This window comes from Rhodococcus ruber (genome assembly GCF_027270735.1).
Lineage (GTDB): Bacteria > Actinomycetota > Actinomycetes > Mycobacteriales > Mycobacteriaceae > Rhodococcoides > Rhodococcoides rubrum_A.
This window is the reverse complement of sequence record NZ_JAPWIJ010000004.1, coordinates 53,465-76,063: the sequence shown is the minus strand read 5'-3', so window position 1 is coordinate 76,063 and position 22,599 is coordinate 53,465. Positions and strand designations below refer to the sequence as shown.

General features: G+C 61.0%; 24 protein-coding genes. 19 read left to right on the top strand and 5 right to left on the bottom strand.

Features of this window, described 5'->3' with window-relative positions; genetic code table 11:
- Window positions 1–42: 42 nt before the first annotated feature.
- Window positions 43–888 (bottom strand): fumarylacetoacetate hydrolase family protein, encoded by an 846-nt coding sequence (locus O4220_RS10335; protein ID WP_269603816.1) that lies wholly within the window; start codon window positions 886–888, stop codon window positions 43–45.
- 105 nt (window positions 889–993) lie between these two features.
- Here O4220_RS10335 and O4220_RS10330 point away from each other — a divergent pair, with 105 nt between their 5' ends.
- The 8 genes from O4220_RS10330 to O4220_RS10295 all read left to right on the top strand — a co-directional run bounded on the left by O4220_RS10330 (window position 994) and on the right by O4220_RS10295 (window position 7,640).
- The gene (locus tag O4220_RS10330; protein WP_269603814.1) at window positions 994–1,407 is read left to right on the top strand and encodes a RidA family protein; all 414 of its coding nucleotides are present in this window, start codon (window positions 994–996) and stop codon (window positions 1,405–1,407) included.
- 178 nt (window positions 1,408–1,585) lie between these two features.
- Window positions 1,586–2,170: a YceI family protein gene (locus O4220_RS10325; protein WP_269603812.1), complete on the top strand. Its 585-nt coding sequence runs from the start codon at window positions 1,586–1,588 to the stop codon at window positions 2,168–2,170.
- A 98-nt stretch (window positions 2,171–2,268) separates the two neighbouring features.
- Window positions 2,269–2,859, top strand: coding sequence for a hypothetical protein (locus tag O4220_RS10320; protein WP_269603810.1), 591 nt, complete (start codon window positions 2,269–2,271; stop codon window positions 2,857–2,859).
- Window positions 2,860–3,381: 522 nt separating this feature from the next.
- Window positions 3,382–4,857, top strand: a complete 1,476-nt coding sequence (locus O4220_RS10315) for a 2-hydroxymuconic semialdehyde dehydrogenase (RefSeq protein ID WP_269603807.1) — start codon at window positions 3,382–3,384, stop codon at window positions 4,855–4,857.
- A gap of 42 nt (window positions 4,858–4,899) precedes the next feature.
- Window positions 4,900–5,673 (top strand): 2-keto-4-pentenoate hydratase, encoded by a 774-nt coding sequence (locus tag O4220_RS10310; RefSeq protein ID WP_269603805.1) that lies wholly within the window; start codon window positions 4,900–4,902, stop codon window positions 5,671–5,673.
- Window positions 5,670–6,122, top strand: coding sequence for a RidA family protein (locus O4220_RS10305; protein ID WP_269603803.1), 453 nt, complete (start codon window positions 5,670–5,672; stop codon window positions 6,120–6,122). The genes O4220_RS10310 and O4220_RS10305 overlap by 4 nt, the downstream gene beginning before the upstream one ends.
- Complete coding sequence (locus tag O4220_RS10300; RefSeq protein WP_269603801.1) at window positions 6,119–6,640, top strand: 3-hydroxyanthranilate 3,4-dioxygenase; 522 nt, start codon at window positions 6,119–6,121, stop codon at window positions 6,638–6,640. Before O4220_RS10305 ends, O4220_RS10300 begins: the two co-directional genes overlap by 4 nt.
- Window positions 6,641–6,644: 4 nt before the next feature.
- The gene (locus tag O4220_RS10295; protein ID WP_269603799.1) at window positions 6,645–7,640 is read left to right on the top strand and encodes an amidohydrolase family protein; all 996 of its coding nucleotides are present in this window, start codon (window positions 6,645–6,647) and stop codon (window positions 7,638–7,640) included.
- 129 nt (window positions 7,641–7,769) lie between these two features.
- On the opposite strand, the gene O4220_RS10290 is transcribed toward O4220_RS10295, so the two are convergent.
- Both O4220_RS10290 and O4220_RS10285 read right to left on the bottom strand, forming a co-directional pair.
- Entirely contained in the window at window positions 7,770–8,708 is a 939-nt protein-coding gene (locus tag O4220_RS10290) for a LysR substrate-binding domain-containing protein (protein WP_269603797.1), read from the bottom strand.
- Between the two features lie 144 nt (window positions 8,709–8,852).
- Window positions 8,853–9,599 (bottom strand): IclR family transcriptional regulator, encoded by a 747-nt coding sequence (locus tag O4220_RS10285; protein WP_269603795.1) that lies wholly within the window; start codon window positions 9,597–9,599, stop codon window positions 8,853–8,855.
- 38 nt (window positions 9,600–9,637) lie between these two features.
- Between O4220_RS10285 and O4220_RS10280 the strand changes: the two genes are divergently transcribed.
- From O4220_RS10280 to dmpG, 3 genes are read left to right on the top strand one after another with little or no spacing between them, the layout of a single operon-like run.
- A complete protein-coding gene (locus O4220_RS10280; protein WP_420030369.1) occupies window positions 9,638–10,438 on the top strand; it encodes a 2-keto-4-pentenoate hydratase in 801 nt (266 codons plus the stop codon).
- 40 nt (window positions 10,439–10,478) lie between these two features.
- Window positions 10,479–11,426, top strand: a complete 948-nt coding sequence (locus O4220_RS10275) for an acetaldehyde dehydrogenase (acetylating) (protein WP_269603790.1) — start codon at window positions 10,479–10,481, stop codon at window positions 11,424–11,426.
- Window positions 11,423–12,469, top strand: a complete 1,047-nt coding sequence (dmpG, locus tag O4220_RS10270) for a 4-hydroxy-2-oxovalerate aldolase (RefSeq protein ID WP_269603788.1) — start codon at window positions 11,423–11,425, stop codon at window positions 12,467–12,469. Before O4220_RS10275 ends, dmpG begins: the two co-directional genes overlap by 4 nt.
- A gap of 886 nt (window positions 12,470–13,355) precedes the next feature.
- Here dmpG and O4220_RS10265 read toward each other — a convergent pair.
- Both O4220_RS10265 and O4220_RS10260 read right to left on the bottom strand, forming a co-directional pair.
- Complete coding sequence (locus O4220_RS10265) at window positions 13,356–14,102, bottom strand: IclR family transcriptional regulator (RefSeq protein ID WP_269603786.1); 747 nt, start codon at window positions 14,100–14,102, stop codon at window positions 13,356–13,358.
- Between the two features lie 140 nt (window positions 14,103–14,242).
- Complete coding sequence (locus O4220_RS10260; protein ID WP_135046261.1) at window positions 14,243–14,668, bottom strand: cupin domain-containing protein; 426 nt, start codon at window positions 14,666–14,668, stop codon at window positions 14,243–14,245.
- Window positions 14,669–15,122: 454 nt separating this feature from the next.
- Between O4220_RS10260 and O4220_RS10255 the strand changes: the two genes are divergently transcribed.
- The 8 genes from O4220_RS10255 (at window position 15,123) to O4220_RS10220 (ending at window position 22,486) form a co-directional block, all read left to right on the top strand.
- Complete coding sequence (locus O4220_RS10255) at window positions 15,123–16,511, top strand: MFS transporter (RefSeq protein WP_269603780.1); 1,389 nt, start codon at window positions 15,123–15,125, stop codon at window positions 16,509–16,511.
- Window positions 16,512–16,575: 64 nt separating this feature from the next.
- Window positions 16,576–16,950, top strand: a complete 375-nt coding sequence (locus tag O4220_RS10250; protein ID WP_269603778.1) for an EthD domain-containing protein — start codon at window positions 16,576–16,578, stop codon at window positions 16,948–16,950.
- Window positions 16,943–17,299 carry a cupin domain-containing protein gene (locus tag O4220_RS10245; RefSeq protein WP_135046011.1) on the top strand — a complete coding sequence of 119 codons (357 nt, stop codon included), beginning with the start codon at window positions 16,943–16,945 and terminating at the stop codon, window positions 17,297–17,299. The genes O4220_RS10250 and O4220_RS10245 overlap by 8 nt, the downstream gene beginning before the upstream one ends.
- The gene (locus O4220_RS10240) at window positions 17,296–18,225 is read left to right on the top strand and encodes a fumarylacetoacetate hydrolase family protein (protein WP_269603775.1); all 930 of its coding nucleotides are present in this window, start codon (window positions 17,296–17,298) and stop codon (window positions 18,223–18,225) included. Before O4220_RS10245 ends, O4220_RS10240 begins: the two co-directional genes overlap by 4 nt.
- Window positions 18,222–18,971, top strand: coding sequence for an SDR family NAD(P)-dependent oxidoreductase (locus tag O4220_RS10235; protein WP_269603773.1), 750 nt, complete (start codon window positions 18,222–18,224; stop codon window positions 18,969–18,971). The genes O4220_RS10240 and O4220_RS10235 overlap by 4 nt, the downstream gene beginning before the upstream one ends.
- Window positions 18,972–19,169: 198 nt before the next feature.
- Window positions 19,170–20,015, top strand: coding sequence for a hypothetical protein (locus O4220_RS10230; protein WP_269603771.1), 846 nt, complete (start codon window positions 19,170–19,172; stop codon window positions 20,013–20,015).
- A gap of 301 nt (window positions 20,016–20,316) precedes the next feature.
- Window positions 20,317–21,768 carry an MFS transporter gene (locus tag O4220_RS10225; RefSeq protein ID WP_269603768.1) on the top strand — a complete coding sequence of 484 codons (1,452 nt, stop codon included), beginning with the start codon at window positions 20,317–20,319 and terminating at the stop codon, window positions 21,766–21,768.
- A 346-nt stretch (window positions 21,769–22,114) separates the two neighbouring features.
- Entirely contained in the window at window positions 22,115–22,486 is a 372-nt protein-coding gene (locus O4220_RS10220; RefSeq protein ID WP_269603766.1) for a non-heme iron oxygenase ferredoxin subunit, read from the top strand.
- Window positions 22,487–22,599 lie beyond the last annotated feature (113 nt).

Sequence of the window (22,599 nt, the reverse complement as noted above, 5' to 3'; positions counted from 1 at the left end):
CGCCTTGCAGGCGGTATCCGGCGTTGGAATCGAACTGGGTTGTCATGCTGTTCTCCTTGCTCGTGAGGCCGGCTCGGTGACCCGGACCGTGTTGGTGAGGGTGCCGATGGCCTCGATCTCCGTTTCGAGAACGTCGCCATCGGCGAGGAACCAAGCAGGCTCACGAGCCATGCCGATTCCGCCAGGAGTGCCGGTGAGTACGAGATCACCGGCACGCAGGGTAGTGAAAGTCGATATATACGAAAGTAATTCGGCAGAATCGAACACCAATGTGCTCGTGCTGTCGCGCTGAACCTCGACGCCGTTGACCCGGCACGTGATCGTGATTCCCGCGGTCGGGTCGATCTCGTCTGCCGTGACGATAACCGGGCCGACCGGAGTTGTTGCGTCCCATGCCTTCCCCTGGAACCACTGCAGGGTGCGACGCTGCCAATCGCGCATCGAGACATCGTTCGCGACGGTGTAGCCCAAGATCGCTTCGGCTGCCTCGGCACGCGAAGCGCGCGTCAGCGTCCGGCCCACGACCACAGCCAGTTCGGCTTCCCAGTCGGCGTTGACGTCCCCTGATATCACCACGTCGTCCGTCGGCCCGATGAGAGAGTCGGCGAACTTCGCGAACAACGTCGGGTGGGTCGGCAGTTCGCGACCGGTCTCGGCGATGTGCTCGCCGTAGTTCAATCCGCAGCAGATCACCTTGGCAGGCGCCGGCAGCGGAAGGACCAGAGTGCCGGCCACCTGCGGGCCCTCCACAACACCGGAGGTGGGCGCAGTCCAGCCCGTGCGGAGCAGCTCGGATAACGACGGCGCAGGTAGAGCCACCCAGCCGCCTGCATACGCCGCCGCTGCAACGGTGTCCCCGTTCTCGAGTTCGAGTGTCGCGAGCCTCATCCAAATCCTTCCGACTGATCGTGTGTTGAGTTTTGCACGATCGTCGCAAGTGCGCAATACTTGTTGTCAACATACAGATCCGGCGACCTTCGGGAAGGACCACTCATGGCCCACCACACTGTCAATCCGCCTCAACTGCCGACACCCAAGGGCTTCTCGCACGGCACGCTGGCGGGCAACACGCTCTACTTGGGTGGACAGACAGCCCTCGACAAAAACATGAACATCGTCCCCGGCGGGATAGTGGAACAATTTCGCCAATCCTTCTCGAATGTTCTGACCACGTTGGCCGCATCGGGTGGACAACCCGAAGACCTGGTGAACATCACGATTTTCTTGACCGACATTCCCGACTATCAGGCGCACGGCCGGGAGATCGGACGCGTGTGGCGCGAACTCGCCGGGCCGGTCTATCCGGCGATGGCCGGAATCGGAACCACTGGCCTGTGGCAAGCGGATGCCTTGATCGAAATCACAGCGGTAGCAGTGATTCCCGAGGATCGGTTGATCCGCCCGTAGGACGATGTTCACACTGTTTCATCGAAGATGCGCTGGCCTGTCTATCAGCGTTCGATGATCGGCGAACAGCACGGCGGCCCTCTCCCCAGCCCTAGGCACACGAGATAGCTGCACAGGCAGCCTCCGGGCTGCCGACCATTGCTCACATTCTCAGTACACGACACGGAGGCTGAAACCCATGACACAAGTATCCGGCGACTACGTGACGGGCACGTGGGTGATAGATCCACAGCGAAGTGCTGTCAAGTTTTCGATAAGCCACTTGATCGCGAAGAAAGTGCACGGAGTGTTCACCGAGTTCGATGGCCAGCTCGTCACCCGTCCCGACGTCACCGAGTCCTCCGTCCAGGCGAACGTCCAGGTGCGTTCGATGAGCACTTTCAATTCCCGACGTGACGAGGGAACGCTCGCCAAGGACCCGTTCGACGCGAAAAGCCACCCGTCCATTACCTACACTTCGACCGCAATCGAACCGAGCGGCAACGAGATTCGAGTTCACGGCTCTCTCACCGTTCGCGGAGTAACTCGCCCGGTAGTGCTGGCGGTGACACAGCTCAGGTTCGAGCGCGACGCCAACGTACGCTACAACGTTCGATTTCGTGCCACAGGGCGGGTCAATCGTCAGGACTTCGGAGTCCGCTTCCCCGTTCCGCTCGATCGACAGGGAGTCTTGGCGGGCAATCGGATCGACATCGAGCTCGATGTCACTGCTGGTCTGCTCGACGACCATGACCATGATCTTGTGCCGGGAAATCGTGGGTAATCGACATGCACGAGGTCAGCTTCGATGAGTCTCCCTTTGCCGTTGTAATCAGTGCTGACGCAGCCCCACGCGACGGAGCGGCACAATGGGCTGGCCTCGTGAGTTCTACCGATGCGCTTGCGCGGCCGCTGTCCGGGTATGGCGGAACGATCTGGCTCGCGCAGGGCCGGGCGCTCGGTCCGGCCTCCACCACCGACACCGAACTTCTCATGGGGTTTCATTTCTGGCGCAGTAGCAGCGAGGCCGAGGCGTTTTCCGCGGAACTGAGTCGCGCTCGAACCAAGAGCGAGTTCGTCGACGACCTCCTGATAGACGAAGGGATCTACCAGTTCAGCGCCACGGTGACGGCAGACGCGTCAACTCACGTCGACCCCGTGCGCTGTCAGGCCGAGTGGGCGACCGAGATCATCAAAATGACACCCGTCAGCGGCAAACAAGGGTGGGTCGGCGAGTACAACGAGAGCGAGACGCGCGACCACATCAAGAATCTCGACGGCTTCGTTTCGGCGAGCTTCTTTCGCGACCTCCGGAGCGATCGAATAGTCGAGTATGTGCAGTGGCGCTCAGCCGCCGACTCGGCAGCGGCATTAGGCGACGCGCGCTTTGCCGAGCACCTGAGCGTCAACAGTCATTACTCCGCAGGAAAGGCTTTCCTCTTCGGTGAACGATTGGCCGGCGACACCGTGTAGGCGACGTCCCTCGCACGGCGCGAACCAATGTCGCCACCGCATGCGAAAACATGCAATGGGTGAACAAGCACGATGTCGGTAACGGTGCCCGTCATTCGATAGCGACGCACCGCGGACGCCCGTCGGGCGTCCGCGGTGCGTTACTTCTATGGCCATCGAACCTGGTGGTGCGCGCAAGGCGCGGCCATACCCAGTTCAGAACAACCGCACCGCTCTTCGACATCACGGCTCGCAGCCTCGGCATGGCGGGTACCCAAGTGCAGACTCGCGTATTGCAAGTTGACATACCAAGACTGGGATAGCTGCACGAGAAAGTCGCATTGGTCAGAATGTGGGTCAAGTATCAGTATTGAGACAACCCGGACCCATCTCGAAGCGGTCAGCCCCCAAGGCGCTGAGCCGGCAACAAAAGCGGGAGCGGCGAGAACAACTGCCCTGCAGGCGTCGCCTACGTTCAGGGTATAGCCGGCATATCTGGACACAAACGATTTTTGATACGTGACAGAGCGGAAACTAGATAACATGGCCTCACAATTCGACGGTTGGATTCGCAATTACGTCGACGGCTCCTATGTCGAACCCGACGAATCTTCGAGCTTCGATCAAGTCGACCCCGCAACGGGTCGCGTGCTCGGGCGGGTCCACGAGGCCGACAAAGCTTTGGTCGACCGGGCCGTGACTTCCGCCAGACGCGCCCTGGACAACGGTTGGTCCGATACGCCTGTCCGAGAGCGAACGGCATTGCTGCGCCGTGCCGCCGACCGGATCGAGGAGCGTTTCGAGGAGTTCGTGGCCGCAGAAATGGCGGACACCGGTAAGCCGATCACGCAGGCACGCGAACTCGACGTCGCGCGTGCCCTGACGAACTTCCGCACCTTCGCCGACGTCGCCGCCGCAGCCGGTCAAGAATCTTTCGTCACCGACCTCGCCGGGGGCAAACAGGCGCTGAACTATGCGATCCGCAAGCCGCTCGGAGTTGTCGCCGTTATCGTTCCGTGGAACTTGCCGCTGCTTCTGCTGACTTGGAAGGTTGCACCCGCTCTCGCGTGTGGAAATTCCGTGGTCGTCAAGCCCTCCGAGGAAACGCCGGCAACGGCGTCCCTACTCGCAGAGGTGCTCGAAGAAGTCGGGCTGCCCCGCGGCGTCTACAACGTCGTGCATGGGTTCGGCGCAAACTCCGCCGGGGAGTTTCTGACCACACACCACGGAATCGACGGAGTCACCTTCACAGGTTCCTCGGCAACGGGATCGAATGTCATGAAAACCGTTGCGCCGCGGGTTCGGCCGGTCTCGTTCGAACTCGGCGGGAAGAACGCCGCGATTGTGTTCGACGACGTCGACATCGAGGAAGCGCTGACCGGCCTCACCAAATCGGTGTTCGCCAATACCGGCCAGGTCTGCCTGTGTACCGAACGGGTATACGTGCATCGAAGCATCTTCGATGACATCGCCGGCGGGCTCGTGGAGCGGGCAGCGGCACTGCGTCTCGGCGACCCGACGCTTGCCGATACGACCACCGGTCCCCTGATTTCGCAGGCGCACCGAAAGAAGGTCATGGACTATTTCGAAATCGCTGAGCAAGAAGGCGCGAAAGTGCTCACTGGCGGGGGCATTCCGGATCTCGGGCAGGACCTGTCCGGCGGATCCTGGATCGAACCTACTCTGTGGACAGGCCTGACCAACAAGGATCGCACCGTACGCGAGGAGATCTTCGGACCCGTCGCAGCGCTCATTCCGTTCGAGACCGAAGCCGAAGCGATCGCTTTGGCGAACGACACCGAGTACGGCCTGGCAGCCTCCGTGTGGACCAACGACCTGCGTCGTGGTCACCGCGTCGCGCAGAAAATGAACGTCGGAATCTCATGGGTCAACACGTGGTTCACCCGCGAGCTGCGATCACCGTTCGGCGGTATGGGCTTGTCGGGCATCGGACGTGAGGGTGGCGAGTCATCGCTGCATTTCTACACCGAACCCACGAATGTGTGCGTGCAGCTGTGAATATCGAAACCGCAGAAAATGTGCAGAAATGAGTGAGGCGTCATGACAGCCCTGGAAGGCACCGAAACCGCGCTTGCACGTCGCCTCGACGACGCTCAGCAGAGACGCACCGACACGCCGAGCCTCGCCGACGATCACACCATCGATATCGACCAGGCCTACAGGATCCAAAACGAGCTCCTCGAACTACGCACCGAGCGTGGTGAATCGATTGTGGGCATCAAACTCGGCTTCACCAGCGAGGCGAAGATGGCGCAGATGGGCGTCTCGGAGGTCATCGTCGGCCAGTTGACCGATGCGATGTGTGTCAATGACGGCGGCGAAATCGACCTTTCGGAATTCATCCATCCCAAGATCGAACCTGAAGTGGCTTACCGTCTGTCGAAAGACGTAGATATCGACGATCCGAACGTCGACATCGAAGCCTGCGTCGACGCGGTGGCTCCGGCGATGGAGATCATCGACTCGCGTTACCGCGACTTCCGCTTCACCTACACCGACGTCGTGGCGGACAACACCAGTGCGGCCGGTTACGTGATCGGAGGATGGCTGCCGCTACAGAACGTCGCAGACCGTTCCGTGCGGATGGAAGTCGGTGACCAGACCGTACTCGGTTCCACCGAAGCAATTCTGGGCGACCCAGCGCGCGCTCTCCATGCACTGCTCGACATCGCTCGACGGCGCCGGATTCCATTGCGCGCGGGTCACGTAATTTTGGCCGGCGCTGCCACAGCAGCTGTGCGACTCGACGAGGGCGTCGCGCAGTGCAGCATCGACGGCCTCGGGACCGTCACAGTGATCGGTGTGAGGCAATGAGCGGCGCGCAGGTCATCGAGAAGCTGGCCAAGCCGCGCGGAAAGTTTCCGCACGTCAAGGTGGTCGGTGACTTCGTGTACGTCTCTGGCACCAGTTCGCGTCGGCCCGACAACACCTTTGCCGGCGTCGAGGTCGACGAGATGGGGACAACGGCCCTCGACATTCGAGAGCAGACCCGTGCAGTCATCGAAAATATCGAGTCGATCCTCGTGGAAGTGGGCGGGGTTCTCGGTGATCTGGTTCAGGTCACCTCGTACCTGGTGTCGATGAACGACTTCGGTGGATACAACGAGGTGTACGCCGAGTGGTTCGACGAAGACGGTCCGACCAGAACGACTGTGGCAGTGCATCAACTACCACACCCACACTTGCTCATCGAAATTTCCGGCGTGGCGTACGTGCCCGCCGCGAAGCGCCCAGAATCCGACGAAACGGAGACCACACCATGACCACAATTCCTCCAGTCATCGACTTCACCAAGTGGATCAACGACAACCGCCACCTCTTGCAGCCGCCTGTCAACAATCAGACGATGGCGCTGGGAGACGACTTCATCGTGCAGGTCGTCGGTGGCCCCAACCAGCGGACCGACTACCACCTCGACCCCTACGAGGAGTGGTTCTACCAGCTCGAAGGAGACATTCACGTCAACGTCATGACTGACGACGGCCCCCAGCGCGTCGACATCAGTGAGGGTGAAACCTGGTTGCTGCCAGGGAATGTCCCTCACTCGCCTCAGCGTCCCACCGTCGGCTCCATCGGCCTTGTCATCGAACGTGTCCGCAGAGAAGGCACCCTCGAGAAGTTCCAGTGGTACTGCCTCGAATGTGACCACAAAATTCACGAGGTCGAACTTCAGGTGCGCGACATCGTGACCGACCTCCCACCGGTGTTCGTCGAGTTCTACGAGAGCGAAGAGGCTCGCACGTGTGACAAGTGCGGCACGCTCCATCCCGGTAAGGGCTGAACTCATGAGCAACCTGATCGACATCCACACCCACTACGTTCCCAATGGGTGGCCGGACTTGACCGAGGATGCCGGGCCGCAAGCACCGTGGTTGAGGGTCGAGTCGGAAACCGAAGCCATGATCATGATGGGAACCAAGGAGTTCCGCCGCATTCAGTCCGACGCCTGGGATGCCGAGGTGCGGCTTCGGGACATGGATGCCGACGGCGTCCACGCCCAGGTCGTATCGCCGACGCCCGCGTTCTTCAACTACGGCCGAAGCGGCGAGCAGGCAAGTCGCATTGCACGGATCTTCAATGATCTCGCACTGGAGATTGTGGAGCCGGCGACTGATCGGTTGATTCCTTTCTGCCAGGTGCCTTTACAAGACACCGATGCAGCGTGCCGTGAACTGGAACGCTGCATCGCGAACGGACACCGCGGCGTCGAGATCGGTAATCATGTCGGCGACCTGGATCTCGACAGCGAGGGCGTGGTGACGTTCCTCCAGCACTGTGCGTCGCTGGACGTACCGGTCTTCGTGCACCCGTGGGACATGGCCAGCTCTCCGCGCCTGGACCGGTGGATGGCGCAGTGGCTCACCGCAATGCCGGCCGAAACGCATCTGTCGATACTTGCGCTGATTCTGGGAGGTGTGTTCGACAAGATCGACGACAGTCTCAAGATCGGATTTGCCCACGGTGGTGGATCTTTCGCGTTCTGGTTGGGCCGCATGGAAAACGCCTGGCATGGCCGGAACGACATAATCGGTACGTCGGAGTTTCCGCCCTCGCATTACCTAGGGAGATTTTACGTGGACTCAGTCGTCTTCGACGAGCGTGCGTTGAGGCTGTTGGTCGACACGGTGGGAGTGGATCGCGTGATGGTAGGCAGTGACTACCCATATCCATTGGGCGAACGTCCGGTCGGTGAGGTGGTGCGCAAGAGCGAGTTCCTGAGCGAGTCCGGACGTCGCATGATCGCGAGGGGAAACGCTGAACGTTTCCTCGGGCTGGTCTGAAATTTCTGGGCAGAGCGAATATCGGTGCATCGAGCCCGACCCATCTCGATCGGTGACCGTCGAGTTGGATGTTGCGCTCGATTCGTGGACGACACACTCGTCCATCCCCAGTAGATGTTTCGAGCGGAATCAGCCGTCGAGTCGGGGGCTCGCAATTTCCTCGGCCGTCTCATGCAATCGTGCCACCAGCGCATCAGCCGAAGGGTTCAGCGGACGATTGACTGCCAGCGTCAATCCCACCCTGTGTGATATCTGATCCAGTGTGACTGGAAGAGTAGTCAGGCGCGTATCAGCACGAGGAATGAGGCTCGGCAAGACCGCAACCATATCCGTTTCCAGCAGAAGTTGCCTCACCGTCAGGAATGACGTTGCATCGACGCGATTTGTCGGCAGTTCCATATCGTTCCGTGCGAAGAACTCTTCCAGCTCGCCACGGAGTGCAGTCTCCACACCTGGAAATATCCACGGGTATCCTGCGGTATCCGAGAATTTCACTTCCTTCAAATCTGTCAACGGATGGTCGACACGTGTGACCAGTTGTACTGATTCACTGTAAAGAGTGATTCGGATGACCCGGGAGTCGGAATGGGATGTCAGTCGGCCGACAATCAGATCCACTTTGCCAGCTTCGAGTTCGGCTAACAATACTTCCGGCGTGCCTTCGCGTACGATGACTGTCAGTTGCGGACGTTCCGTCTTCAAGGTTGCAATCGCTCTGGGCAGCAATATATTCGATCCAGCTAGATGCGACCCGACCACCACGGTTCCACGATCGGCATCGGCAAGTTCTGCGATGTGTTTCTGCGCTTGGACGAGCTGGGCGAGCACCGCCCTTGCATGCTCCGTGAAGGCCTGGCCATATATTGTTGGACGCACCCCCCGAGGTTCGCGCTCATACAGCCTCACCCCAAGAATCGATTCCAGCTCATGTAAGCTCCGAGTGGCCACGGGCTGCGTAATATGCAGGAATCCGGCCGCCCCTACAACGGTGCCCAATCTTGTCACCGCGTCCACAAGTAGCAAGTGCTTGATCTTGAGCCTGCCATCGAGCAGGCGGGGTTCGTCCACGTAGCAAGCGTACCCCTGGAGCGACCCCGAAGAATGCCCGTAACGCGGGCACCCAACGTTCTTTTGCCATTCGAGTCAAGCCGGTTTTCGCCTTGTATGTGGCGAGCCTGACCGAGTCCACTCCTCGCGGGCCGAACTCGGGAGTCACTCGGCAGACGCTCGTGCAAGCAATCGCCCCAACGCCAAAGTAGCAGTCCGGACAGCGGGGGCCAGCAATTCGGGGTTGAAGCTCGCCTTGGGAACCGATACCGAGATTGCGGCAATAACCTTCTTCGAGACAAGTACCGGTGCAGCAAGGCAACATCCACCGAGGGCTGCTTCCTCGCGCTCGATGGCGACGCCGGTCCGTCGTATCGAATCGAGCTCCTTGGAAAGAATCCGAGGGTCGGTAATCGATTGCGGAGTGAAGCGGCGGAACGGGCGGGCGAGGATCTCGTTCTGCACAGCCGGGTCTTCCAGCGCCAGCAGTGCTTTTCCAACTGCAGTACACGTCAGCGGCAGTCGGCCGCCGATCTGTGAGGGCAAAGGAAAGGAGGAGTGTCCGTGAATCTTTTCCACGTATACTGCGTCGTGACCGTCTCGTACCGCGAGGTGCACCGTCTGTTCGGTCACTGCGAACAGATCTTGCATGAATGGCAGTGCGGCGGTGCGGAGTCGGTGTTTTAGGCCGACTCGCTCACCGAGCTCGAACAATGCCATCCCCAGCTCGAATGTATTGCCGATACGCATGATCCAACCCAATTCTGCAAGGTCGACCAGCAACCGGTGCGTCGTCGAGCGAGGCAATCCGGTGCGAGTGGACACCTCGGCCAGCGTCAAAGCACAACCCCCGGGAAATGCCTCCAAAATCAACGCGGATCGCTGCAACACCGACATGTCGTCCCGTTTCATGGGACAGATCCTATCCACCACAGCGAAGCCGCAATAGCGTGAGCCTCATGACCACAGTGGAACAACGCACGATCAGCGAAGCGGCCGACCGGCTGGCCGATGCCGCCAACACGGCCACCCCGTGTGCTCCGGTCCGTGATCTCATCGGACGCGTCGATATCGATGCCGCCTACCGCATCCAATCACGCAACATCGATGCACTCCTTGCATCCGGCCGCACCGTCGTCGGCCGCAAGATCGGACTGACCTCGCCAGCCGTGCAGAAGCAACTCGGGGTGGATCAGCCCGATTTCGGCGTCCTGCTCGACGATTTCGACGTCTCCGGCGACGACGCAGTCGATTCGACGCGGTTGCTGCAACCGCGCATCGAAGCCGAGATCGCGTTCATCCTGTCCTCCGACATCGACGAGAAGATCACCGCAGCACAAGCGCCATCGTTCGTCGACCGGGTGTTCGCCTCGTTCGAGATCGTCGACAGCCGGATCGCGGGTTGGGACATCAGCCTGGCCGACACCGTCGCCGACAACGCATCCTCGGGCCTGTACGTGTTGGGGGAGAGCATTTCTCGCGCCGACGCACCCGACCTCGCCGAGGTCACCATGACCATGTCCGCGGACGGTGAACAGGTTTCTGCCGGCAAGGGCTCGGACTGCCTGGGTAGCCCGTGGGAGGCGCTGGTGTGGTTGGCCAACACCAGCCTGTCTTACGGTTCGCCGCTGCGAGCCGGTGAAGTCATCCTCTCCGGTGCCCTCGGCCCGATGGTCCCCGTCACCCCTGGCTCGACGTACACCGCGTCCATATCCGGAATCGGCGAAGTCACAGCGACATTCACCGCGTGATCGACCACGGACGAACCCCCACACAGAATCGAAGGACATAATGAGCAAGACCAAAGTAGCGGTGATCGGATCCGGCAACATCGGCACCGACCTCGTCATCAAACTCAAACGTGTAGCCAAGAACGTCGACATCGCGGTCCTCGTCGGAATCGACCCTGCCTCCGACGGTCTCGCTCGGGCACGCCGACTGGGTATCAGCACCGTGCACTCGGGAGTGCAGGGCCTGATCGATCACCCCGAGTTCGCCGACATCGACATCATCTTCGACTCGACCTCCGCCAAAGCCCATGTCGCGAACGAAGAGGCACTCAGGCCGTACGGTAAACGGCTCATCGACCTCACCCCGGCCGCGATCGGACCGTACGTCGTCCCCGCGGTCAACCTCGAGGAGCATCTCGGTGCACCCGATGTGAACATGGTGACCTGCGGTGGGCAGGCGACCATCCCGATCGTCGCCGCGATCTCGCAGGTGACGCCGGTGCACTACGCAGAGATCGTCGCCTCGATCGCCTCGAAATCAGCGGGGCCCGGTACGAGGGCGAACATCGACGAATTCACCGAAACTACCTCCGAGGCAATCGAAAAGGTCGGCGGAGCCGCCCGAGGCAAAGCCATCATCGTCCTCAACCCGGCCGAGCCGCCGTTGATCATGCGCGACACCGTTCTCGCGCTGGTATCGAACCCGGACCAGGACGCAATCCGTCGATCGATCCTGGACATGGTCGCCAAGGTCTCCGCCTACGTCCCCGGCTACCGCCTCAAACAGCAAGTGCAGTTCACCCAACTCGACGACGCCGAATCCGTCGCCACCCTGACCGGCGGCGTCGACAAAGGGCCCGGCCTGTGGAAGGTCTCGGTGTTCCTCGAAGTCGAAGGTGCCGCGCACTACCTTCCCGCGTATGCCGGAAACCTCGACATCATGACCTCCGCCGCCCTGCAGGTCGCGGAGAAGATTGCAGAGAACAAGACCTTGGAGGCGGCACGATGAGCGAAACCACGAAGCGCCCGAACGCGACCGACGGTGCCGCCCTGTACATCCAGGACGTCACCCTGCGCGACGGCATGCACGCCATGCGGCACCGCATCAGCCCCGACAACGTTGCACGCGTCGCCAGCGCCCTGGACAGCGCCGGGGTCGACGCCATCGAGGTCACGCACGGGGACGGCCTCGCCGGCCACAGCCTGACGTACGGGCCGGGCAGCAACACCGACTGGGAGTGGATCGAAGCCGCTGCCTCGGTGGTGCACCGCGCCAAACTCACCACCCTGCTGCTCCCCGGGGTGGGGACGGTGAAAGAACTCGAGCACGCCTTCAAGCTCGGTGTCACCTCGGTCCGAGTGGCGACGCACTGCACCGAGGCCGACGTCTCCGCCCAGCACATCGGCAAAGCCCGCGAGCTCGGCATGGATGTGTCCGGATTTTTGATGATGTCGCACCTCGCCGAGCCCGAACAGCTTGCCGCGCAGGCCAAGCTGATGGAATCCTATGGCGCACACTGCGTGTACGTCACAGACTCGGGCGGCCGACTGACCATGAACGGCGTTCGCGACCGAGTGCGTGCCTACCGAGACGTCCTCGATGCCGACACCCAGATCGGCATTCACGCACATCAGAATCTGTCTCTGTCGGTCGCGAATTCTGTTGTGGCGGTGGAAGAGGGAGTTACCCGCGTCGACGCATCTCTCGCCGGTCACGGCGCAGGAGCAGGTAACTGCCCGATCGAGCCGTTTATCGCCGTCGCAGACCTACACGGGTGGAAGCACAATTGTGACCTGTTCGCACTGCAGGACGCGGCAGACGACATCGTCCGGCCTCTGCAGGACCGGCCTGTTCAGGTCGACCGCGAGACACTGACCCTCGGGTATGCAGGGGTGTACTCGAGCTTCCTACGTCATGCGGAGGCTGCCGCCAAGCAGTATGGATTGGATACGCGCGCAATCCTTCTCGCCGTCGGTGAACGTGGACTTGTGGGTGGCCAGGAAGATCTGATCACCGACATCGCGCTCGACTTGGCAGCGTCGAAGAGCTGAGTCGTCTGTTCCACGAATCCATCACGAGAGTTCACGAGCCTCATCGGCAAGCACCGTCGCAGACGCCGGGCGTTCCGTCGACTGCTCGATAAGGACAACATGACGACAGCCGGGCGGGGCCTGGCCCCACAGGCGCAGCGGCGTCTGATCGGCCAACGGCGAGACACCGAACCGCTCTCGCCGCTGAGCATTTCGTGCTCTACAGCCGATTCGACGGAAAGGGGCCGTCCTGACCGCGCAACCACGTGTGACGAGTGACAAGGGAATGACTGACCACGAGTGATGCGGCGGGATAGCGATTCGGCGAGCTGGTGCGACAACGCCGTATCGAACTCGGACTCACCAACGGCGGGGCAGCCGACAAGGCGGTCCGGCAGGCCCCCTTCAGCGATGTCGAACCCGCTGTCGCCGCGTCTATTTCGGCGCAATGCCCGCCGATCGAATGCCGAGCCTTTCCATACAACGCCTCAACGTAGTCCGTCAGAACCTCCGGATCGGACGGACGGGAACCTGGAAATAGGGATCCATAATGACGTCAGTGCCCAGGGGTGGAGTCCGAGGGAGTCCATTGAATCTAGATACTTCTGCACCACAACAGTTTTCGTACAGGTAGGCACCCGTCGATCCTTGACTATCCGTTTCGACTCGCGTCACTCCGGTGTCAACGGGAACCACTCGGACCACGATCTCACATCTCATGTCTACGTGGACACGGTGTCCGATCCAGAGAACGCCTCGACTTCATGTGCGCGTCCGATGAGGCCATCATTCTGTGTCAACGAACTCCGCCGCCTTCTTCACGGACACAACGAGGACTCGAGGGCCCTTATCGCGACCGAACGCTGCGCTGGGACCTCGCCGATATCGTGTTCACACTTCGAGCGGTTCACGAATCGGCGATGATTCCCTTGAGGCGGTCCTTGAGGACCATGAGTTCTTCCCAGCTGCCCCGCTCGACCGGTACCGAGATGACGATGGCCATACGGTCACGCCAGGAAGCTCCCGAGAGTAGGAGCGCAATCGAACTGACCCCGCGCTCCGACTCTTGAACCGCCACGGCATATCCGTTCTGGCGGATCTCGGCGATGTCGTCCATCAGCGCCGTCCGAGTGGACAACGTCTTCGGCCCAAGTCGCAAAAGCGATTCGTCAGGGAAGAGGGCGAAGATTTGGTCGTCGCTGAGGCAGGACAACAACAGTTTGCCGCCTGCCATACCGTGCGCGGGCGCAACCATTCCCACTCGCAAACCAATGTCTACGCGATGCTTCGAGCGACGACCGTCTACGACGAGCAACTGGTCACCCAGAAGAAGAGACGTGTGTACGGATTCTTCGGTCTCTTCGAGTACCCGGTTGAGAATCGGGCGAGCCTCGATCCGGGATTGCGGATCGAGGCAGCGCGGACTCCCGATCTCTACCAGCCGCGGCCCGGCGGCATATCCGCGGCCCGATGACGACAAAGCGACGAAGTGTCGTCGCTCGAGTGTCGTCAGAGCACGGTGCGCCGTTGATCGAGCGACCCCGAGCTCGGTGGCAATATCGGTCACCGTGACGGTGTCGCGATTGAGCATCAGTTCGAGTATCTGCAAACCGGTGTCAAGGGATCCGATGATGTACTGGTTTTCGGCGGACACTGGTCACCTCGCTAATCGGGGGGCAGGTTGTGCCCAGTTCCATCATCGCAAGGTCTGCCTATGCGCGCCGATGCCCGTCGAAACCGACATCATGATCGCAGTTCGACCACTGCGGCGAGCACATACGTTCAGCCGAACGGCTACATGATATCGAGGTCGATGTCCGCGACGTCTTGATCGGTGAGGTTGACGACGATGTTGTCCGGGGTCCGGGTGGTCAGCCACACGAGTTCCTCGGTAGCACTGGCGTTGCCTTCGATGTGCGGCAGAAACGGGGGCACGTAGACGAAGTCGCCGGCTTCCAGGTAGACCACCGTTTCGTACCGCTCCCCGAAGCGAATGAAACCACGTCCGGAGAACACATACCCGCCCGTCTCGGCTTCGCCGTGATGATGGGGGTCGGAAACCTCACCGACGCCCGTGACCACTCGCCCGAACCATAGGCCATCGACCTCACTGTTATCCACGCTCACCCCGGAGTACCGCAGCGCCTTTTTCGTCTGGCCGGACGCTGGGATCAGGTCCGACCCGCGATTGACTTTCAGAGCCTTGTACGTGGTTTCCATTACCGGAGATCCTTTCCTCTGTAGCAACGTGTGTTGCGACAACTCGGCCACCATCCCGCCGCAGCACCGGGGGGGACGTTCACCAGGCTCGGTGGCACTCACGCGCGTTGGCAAGTGGGGTCAACACTTCGTCCCTTACATCAGGACAACTCGAAGACTGGATCGAGTTGTTGTCCTGCACTGCGGGTCGTGCAGACCACCTAGATCGAAAACTAGTCGACTTCTAATGATGTAGCTCACTTATCAACCGGATTCAGCGACCTATTTGGATTTTTGTCCCGCTCTACGGGACGGCTGGGTACACCCAGTCAGCTGTCGTACCGCCATACGGGATATGTCGGACGCGGTCTTGCAGATCACATTCCAGCCCCCGCAACATGTTCATCACTCGGTCGAATCGATGTCGGCCGGGGCCGCCACGGCGAAAGCACCCCTCAGACGAAAGGAGCCGGTCATGTCGCAAAGTAGCGATTCACTGGCACTCACGGCAGACGACGTTCGAGAGAACACGTTGCTTCGACTTGTTTTTCGGCGACTCATCCCCCTTATCGTCCTCATGCAGTTCATCTCTCAAACCGATCGAGCCAATCTCGCAATCCTGGCCGAACCTATCGACAAGTCACTGGGCCTCACCGCAACGGCCTTCGGCTTCGCTGCCGGCATGTTCTTCTGGGGTTACGTCGTGTTCGAGGTACCAAGCAATCTGGCGTTGTTGAAGTACGGCAGCCGGAAATGGTTGGCCCGCATCGTTATCTCGTGGGGCATGGTCACAGGATTGACGTCGCTAGCTCAGAATGAAGTGCAGTTTGCAATTCTTCGGTTCCTGTTGGGTGCGTGCGAAGCGGGACTCAGCCCCGGAATTCTGTTGTTCATTTCGATCTGGTTCAGCAAACGCAAGCAGACGAAGCCGCTGGCGTACTTCCAGTTGGCCGTACCGCTGGCATTCACCTTCGGCTCCATTCTGACCTCAGGACTGCTGCACGTATTCACCAACATCAGCCCGCTCTCCGCGTGGCGCTGGGTATTCGTCGCCGAGGGAACCGTCACGGTCATCATCGGCGTTCTGATACTCATCGCCTTACCTTCCAATCCGCGAGAGGCCAAGTGGCTGTCCGACGACGACGCCGAGTTCTTGGTCGCGCGCCGGGAAGCAGAACGTCAGTCCTTAGGAGACGTACACGAACATCTGAGCGAATGGCAGCGAGTGGGGCTTGCGCTGAAAAATGCCAAGACCTGGTACTTGTCGTTCACTTACTTCATGATTCTGACGGGCTTCTGGGCGATCACTTTCTTTCTTCCACAGATTATTGCCGCGACGTTCGGCACCAGCACGGTAAACAGTGGCCTCCTCTCGGCCGTCCCCTGGAGTTTCGTCTTCATCGCAATCCTGTTGGTGGAACGCTTTGCGCGAAAGACACAGCACCGCAACAGAGTATTGTTCGGGTTGTTGGCAGCTGCTGGAGTAGGAATGCTCATCGCGGCCTTTGTGGGTAGCCCCGTAATCAGCCTCATCGGCCTCACTCTGGCGCTCTGTGGAGTGCAGTCGGCCGCCCCGTTGTTCTACCGTTTGCAGACCACACTCTTCACCGGAGTCATGGCCGCAGTACTCCTCGCCGTGGTGAACTCGATCGGAAACTTCGGCGGATTCGTCGGCCCCTTCATCTTCGGATTCTCCAAGGACCAATTCGGAAGCAATACCGTCGGCATCACGATCATGTCCGGGTTCCTCTTCATTGCCGCCATACTCGCTTTGGCCTCGACCAAGGTCTTGGGCGTCGCTGTTGACGAAAACGCGCCTGCCCCGCATACAGACGACCGGCCTGCAGCAAAGTCCAGGACGTAGCGATCCACCGACCATCGCCGCCATACACCCGAATCGGCGTGATCAATCAGAAAGGAACTCAACAATGACTGTGCGCGCTCTGACATTATTGACGAAGCGAGAAGGGATGAGCCGGCAGGATTTCAGAGAACACTGGCGGACCGTCCACGCCCCGATCGGGGCACGCTTCCCCCACCTGATTGCCTATCATCAGCACCTCACCATCGACACCGTGGCACGTGGGGCAATGCCTGCACCCGAGGCAACTGTCGACGGGATCTCCGAATTGGTCTTTGCAACTCGAGCTGATCTCGACGCTGCGTTGGCCAGCCCCGAGGCAGCAGAGGCCGCCGCCGACGCAGCCAATTTCATGTCACAAATGCGGATGTACATCGTCGAGAGCACCACCGTGGTCGACGACGGACAAACCAAGCTACCGCTGGTGGACCGAGATGACTGACGATGCCGAGCGAATCGAGTCTGCGTATCTGCACGGTTGCGGCGGTGCCGCAGGCGTTGCCGAGTTCGAGCCGGGCCAGTCGTTTCCCCAGCACTACCACCGCACCGTCACTGAGATCTTCGTATGCACGAAGGGATCGATCAGCATCAGCATCGGCGAGGAAGTCCACCACCTCCACCCCGGCCAAACCGTGACGGCACCGCCGGGGGTGCTCCACCGAACCGTGAACGTCTCCGACTCTGCTGCTGAGATCTTCTACGTCAAGACTCCGCCGGCCATGGAAGATGTAGTCTTCGTATCTGAGTCCCAGGACCGGCAGCAATCAACGAAAGCTGTTGCATCACGATGAAACTCGTATCATTTGACCACCGCAATAGATACACCTGGGGGGTCTTGGAAGGCACTTCTTCGGTCTTCGACCTGGGTGCGGTGAGCCCGTACCCCGATCTTCGAGCAAGCCTGACCGCATGCAACATAGAAGAGTTCGCTGCCTGGCGGAGTGCGGCGACGTGCCTCAACACCGGCGACGTACAGCTTCTCCCACCCATTCCGCAGCCAGGGAAGATCTTGTGTGTTGGTCTGAACTATGCGGACCACATGGCTGAGATGGCGCGACCGGCCACGTCGAGGCCACCGATCTTCACTCGCTTTGCCGACACCTTGATCGGCGACGGCGAAGGAATCCTCGCGCCGTGGTGCAATGCCACCCTTGACTACGAGGGTGAATTAGCGGTTGTCATCGGCACAGGGGGCCGCCACATCGCCGTCGAGGACGCGCTGGATCATGTTCTCGGATATTCGGTCTTCAACGACGCCTCCGTGCGCGACTACCAACGCCACTCCAGTCAATTCACGCCGGGCAAGAACTTCCCCAAAACGGGTGCGTTCGGACCGCACATCATCACTGCCGACGAGATAGGCGTTCGGTTGGAGAATTTGGCCATCCGAACCCGGCTGAACGGCGCGGTCGTACAACAGTCGACCCTGGGCAACATGATCTTTTCAGTAGCCGAGATCATTTCCTACTGCTCGGAGTGGACCACGCTCAGCCCCGGTGATGTCATCGCCACTGGCACTCCCGGAGGTGTCGGCAGCGCCCACCAACCGCCGCTCTGGATCCATCCGGGCGATGTGGTTCAGGTAGAGATCGAGTCCATCGGCCACCTGACCAATCCGGTAGTCGAGGAGCCCCATCCCGCGGCCGACATCAAGCCACCAAGACCCGCGGACTCCGCGGAACAACCACAACAGATGAAGGAGAGAAGAGACCTATGAACCGGGTAGAAAACAAGGTAGCGGTCGTGACAGGCGCGCTGGGCGGAATCGGCGGAGCGATATGTTCGCTGCTCGCACGTGAGGGCGCAACCGTCTATGCAATCGATCTGGCCAAGGAACCCGCAACACCCCTCGGACAGGGGATCACCTACCTGGCCTGCGACATCACGCAGGAGACGCAGGTCGCCGAAACGATAGCGGCGGTCCTCGCCGCCTCCGGGCGTATCGACATCCTGGTGAACAACGCGGGCATCATCGGTCCACACGGTCCGTCACATCTCGTGTCGCAGGAGCAGTTCGAAGAGGTCTTCGCCGTCAACGTTCGGGGCCCGTGGCTGTGCACGAAGTACACCGTGCCCACGATGCTCGAGCAGCAGAGCGGAAGCATCGTCGACGTGTCGTCGATCAACGGAATCGTCGGTGGCTCAGCGATTCCTGTGTATCACGCCAGTAAGGGTGCGGTGCGCCTCATGGCCAAGTCCGATGCCATCACCTATGCGAAGGATGGTATCCGGGTCAATTCCATTCACCCCGGGTCCATCACCACGGCAATGAGCGCGTCTGTCGTCGCTGTGCAAGGCGAAGTCGGCTCGGACTACGAAGACAAACTCATCGCGGCACACCCCCTTGGTCATCGCGGCGAACCCGACGACATCGCCTACGGAGTGTTGTATCTCGCGTCGGACGAATCGAAGTTCGTCACCGGTTCGGAGCTGGTCGTGGACGGCGGATACACCGCGCGCTGAAGCAGGTCTCGAACATGGACTTGCTGCGCCGGCCCGACATCGACTTCCGAGCGTGAAACTCGGTGCTGTACGCGGCGAACCAACGCCGATTGGCAGGTTGCACGGGCTACGTCCGAAGCCACGTCCCGATCGTGCGATCCCGCCCGGCCTCAGCATGAAATCTTGAATCGACTGCACAACCGACATGGAGGATCCACTATGGAACACAAGAAGGATGCCTACTTTGATTACCGCGTACACGCGGATGATTCCCGCGGCCGCATTCTGGTGGCCAACTCATTGACGTCTTTCGAGGCCGGTGACCATCGCGATGACGTTGTTCTCGGGGGCTCGTTCGCCGGCGCGCCGACCGGCGTCCTGCCCCTTCGCCAAGGCGCTCGCGGCTGGATTGCACACGAAGCCGGCCCAGGACTGGACGACGCGGGGGTCGGTGGACTGCCTATCTCAGACGAGTTCGATGTGCCTGCCGCTGCTATCGCCACCATGTCGGCGCGCATCGCCTTCGGAGACGGCCTACTCACCGGCGTCGTGTCGCGGGTAAACCGGGCCGGAGCTGCACTCGGAATCGAATCCGGCATGAGCGGCACGCAGGCCGCCGAGGCGATGCTGCAAGCGCCCCGCGGTGTGTTCCGCACTGTCGATGGAATAGTCGATGAAAGCACCATCACCCTCGTCGAAGGGCCGACGTGCGGCATATACTCCTGCTGGTCTTCGTCGCGAGTCCAAGGCCGCCACCCAGAAGACGTCTTCTTGCTAGCGTCGCACGGCGCTCTGACGATGGCGCTCTATGTCCTCGAGATCGCACCGAAGGGTGTCATCGTGAACGATGCCGGACGCGCGTTGGACGACTCGGGAATCGAGGGACTGGCGGAGCTCGGCAAACACGGCGTCGCCGCTGCGGCCGTCTCGGCGGAAACCGCCCGAATCGGCGACCCGGCAAGCACTTACGATGGCGTAATCTCCGCTGTGAATGAGGTGGCACGGGGCCTCGGAGTCCTGGTGGGCCAGCCGGCACGCACGGCGGCTGCACTGATGCTCGGCTAGAGCGGCGCGCTCGAAAGCAGTTGGGCGGTTGCGTTCGATCGAGTTGCTCGAATGCGCCGCCCGGTTGCCGACCGCAGATTGCGTCCATCCACATCTTACGAAGTGGATTCGCTCGTCGCCGTTCGGTATCCCTTGGCCGAAAAGTTCCAGTGAGAAGAAAAGTGACTCGTGCAGGCGAGCCAGGTGCCCCATCGTTCAGACACGCGTTGCTGCTCCGTCGCCATTTCGCGCGTCGTGAACGGAAAGGTCATCTGTGGGCAGAACATCACAGCGACGGTCTCACTATCGGCTGACTTTCGCGGTGTTGATCAGTGCCGCGATCGGATTCTCACTACTCCAATCGCTGACCTCGCCCGTGCTGGGTCCGATCAGCGAGCACCTTGGAACCGACCGCAACACGGTCACCTGGGTGTTGACCGCCTACCTGATTTCTGCGGCCGTGTGCACGCCGATAATCGGTCGGTTGGGCGATCGCGTCGGTAAAGAACGAATGCTCGTGGCATCGATGTCTGCACTGGCGTTCGGATGCCTCGCGGCAGTGTTCGCCCCGAGCATCGGGTGGCTGATCGTCGCACGGATCGTGCAGGGCGTCGGTGGCGGTGCGGTACCTCTGTGCTTCGGGATCATCCGTGACGAGTTCCCCGAGCAGAAGATCGCGGGGGCAGTGGGGTTCACGGCGTCCGTGGTAGCCATCGGAGGGGGCATAGGCGTCGTCGTAGCAGGTCCGATACTCGACGCGTTCGGCTACACGGGCCTGTTCTGGGTGCCTTTGGCGGTCACATCCTCTGCCGCCGTCGCAGCTTACTTGCTTGTCCCAGAGTCCCCAGTGCGCAAACCAGCGGCCATCAGCGTACTGCCTGCAGTACTGCTCTCGAGCTGGCTCGTAGCCTTTCTGGTTCCGCTGAGCCAGGGGCTTCATTGGGGCTGGACATCGGCGCAGGTGATTGGGCCGATCGCGCTGTCCGTGCTGTTGTGCTGGGCGTGGATACATGTCGAGCTACACAGCAAAGCTCCTCTCATCGACATGGCGATGATGGGCAAGCGTGCCGTGTGGACCTGCAACGTCGTGGCGCTTGTGTTGGGGTGGACTCTGTTCTCGGCGTTCGTTTTTCTGCCACAGTTCGCACAGGTCGACAGCTCCCACGGTTACGGCTTCAGCGCATCCGTGACACAGTCCGGGCTGTTGATTCTGCCCTCGGCCGCAGCGATGGTGCTGACAGGTCTGTGCTCACCCTGGCTGGCCCGCCAGATCGGTGCGCGGACGGTTGTGTTCCTCGGATGCCTGACGATGTCGGGTGCCACGGCAACGCTGGCGTTCGCGCACGGCACGATGGCGCAATTCTTGGTCGCCAACGGCATACTTGGCTTTGGGCAGGGCATGGTGATCTCCTGCATGGCAGGGCTTGTCGTCGCCGCCGTGCCGCCGGAGCAGACCGGCGTCGCCAGCGGCATGAACGCCAACATCCGCAATATCGGCGGTTCGGCCGGTGCCGCCGTGTCGTCGATGATCATCACAGCGAACACAGGCTTCGACGGAGTCCCAGCCGAGTCGGGGTTCACGTGGGCGTTCGGGACAATGTCCGCGACCATGGCCCTGGTGTCCCTTGTCGCACTGGCAATCCCGTCGATGGGCCGGCTACGTCCGGTCGAACGACTTTCTGCCCCGCAAAGGGCACCAGCACACGAGACATCTCCGACTGCACTATCGACAGACCGTGCGCGGGAGGAAATCAGCAACCACTGCCCTCGCTGACCGGGCCGACATATCCACCGTGCGGCTGTACTCACACGCCTCGACACGATCCTCCGAGCGTGCCGACCAGATGTTACGTACCAGCACCGTCGAGACACCCGCCAGATCGTCGACCGGGACCCACCCGGCGATCTCACACACGGTGCTTCCTCCTGGACCGGAACGGAATTGGTCGTGCCGAGTATCGGAACGTCGATCGGCGACCGAATCGGTTCGATCCGCGAGTTTCGAGGTTAGTCACTGCACCACCCCGGACTCGGACGTCGGCTGTTCCGGCGGTCGAAACGTGCGCTTGAACGACGACGAGCGAACACGCACGATTTTCGAGACCCGAAAACCTGGTGAAATGCGGCACAAGTGCTGCGCGACGGAAGTGGTGGGACTCGGAATGGAGAGCGCTCGAACGATGGAACGCCGATACGCATGTGCAGCCGACGAATTGGCCCCCGGTACATCGATGACGATCAAGGGCGACCCTCAGGTGGCTCTGTTCAGGAATGCGGGGGGCGAATACTTCGCGACCGCGGACAGCTGCACCCACGAGCAATGGTCACTCGGTGAGGACAGCGACCTCGAAGGAAGCGAAGTCCTGTGCCCACTACACATGGCCCGGTTCGATCTGCGTACAGGTAAGCCGCTGTGCTTTCCTGCGACCGTTGCGCTGCTGACATACGTCGTCGAGATCGATGCCGACGGCGCGGTTCACGTGCTCGTCTGAGATCCGGGCCAAGACTGCAAGGCGTCGACCCGTCCGATGTCATTGCGCCCGAGGAGAATTCCCGTCCGGACACCGGGCAGCTACGCCGTCTCGCTCGGCCGGGACCGACCGCG

What these genes read in the sequence shown, in the direction of transcription:
- O4220_RS10335 (WP_269603816.1), bottom strand. Translation starts at nt 888, where the DNA reads ATGAGGCTCGCGACACTCGAACTCGAGAACGGGGACACCGTTGCAGCG.
- O4220_RS10330 (WP_269603814.1), top strand. Translation starts at nt 994, where the DNA reads ATGGCCCACCACACTGTCAATCCGCCTCAACTGCCGACACCCAAGGGC.
- O4220_RS10325 (WP_269603812.1), top strand. Translation starts at nt 1,586, where the DNA reads ATGACACAAGTATCCGGCGACTACGTGACGGGCACGTGGGTGATAGAT.
- O4220_RS10315 (WP_269603807.1), top strand. Translation starts at nt 3,382, where the DNA reads ATGGCCTCACAATTCGACGGTTGGATTCGCAATTACGTCGACGGCTCC.
- O4220_RS10310 (WP_269603805.1), top strand. Translation starts at nt 4,900, where the DNA reads ATGACAGCCCTGGAAGGCACCGAAACCGCGCTTGCACGTCGCCTCGAC.
- O4220_RS10305 (WP_269603803.1), top strand. Translation starts at nt 5,670, where the DNA reads ATGAGCGGCGCGCAGGTCATCGAGAAGCTGGCCAAGCCGCGCGGAAAG.
- O4220_RS10300 (WP_269603801.1), top strand. Translation starts at nt 6,119, where the DNA reads ATGACCACAATTCCTCCAGTCATCGACTTCACCAAGTGGATCAACGAC.
- O4220_RS10295 (WP_269603799.1), top strand. Translation starts at nt 6,645, where the DNA reads ATGAGCAACCTGATCGACATCCACACCCACTACGTTCCCAATGGGTGG.
- O4220_RS10285 (WP_269603795.1), bottom strand. Translation starts at nt 9,599, where the DNA reads ATGAAACGGGACGACATGTCGGTGTTGCAGCGATCCGCGTTGATTTTG.
- O4220_RS10275 (WP_269603790.1), top strand. Translation starts at nt 10,479, where the DNA reads ATGAGCAAGACCAAAGTAGCGGTGATCGGATCCGGCAACATCGGCACC.
- dmpG (WP_269603788.1), top strand. Translation starts at nt 11,423, where the DNA reads ATGAGCGAAACCACGAAGCGCCCGAACGCGACCGACGGTGCCGCCCTG.
- O4220_RS10260 (WP_135046261.1), bottom strand. Translation starts at nt 14,668, where the DNA reads ATGGAAACCACGTACAAGGCTCTGAAAGTCAATCGCGGGTCGGACCTG.
- O4220_RS10255 (WP_269603780.1), top strand. Translation starts at nt 15,123, where the DNA reads ATGTCGCAAAGTAGCGATTCACTGGCACTCACGGCAGACGACGTTCGA.
- O4220_RS10250 (WP_269603778.1), top strand. Translation starts at nt 16,576, where the DNA reads ATGACTGTGCGCGCTCTGACATTATTGACGAAGCGAGAAGGGATGAGC.
- O4220_RS10245 (WP_135046011.1), top strand. Translation starts at nt 16,943, where the DNA reads ATGACTGACGATGCCGAGCGAATCGAGTCTGCGTATCTGCACGGTTGC.
- O4220_RS10240 (WP_269603775.1), top strand. Translation starts at nt 17,296, where the DNA reads ATGAAACTCGTATCATTTGACCACCGCAATAGATACACCTGGGGGGTC.
- O4220_RS10235 (WP_269603773.1), top strand. Translation starts at nt 18,222, where the DNA reads ATGAACCGGGTAGAAAACAAGGTAGCGGTCGTGACAGGCGCGCTGGGC.
- O4220_RS10230 (WP_269603771.1), top strand. Translation starts at nt 19,170, where the DNA reads ATGGAACACAAGAAGGATGCCTACTTTGATTACCGCGTACACGCGGAT.
- O4220_RS10220 (WP_269603766.1), top strand. Translation starts at nt 22,115, where the DNA reads ATGCGGCACAAGTGCTGCGCGACGGAAGTGGTGGGACTCGGAATGGAG.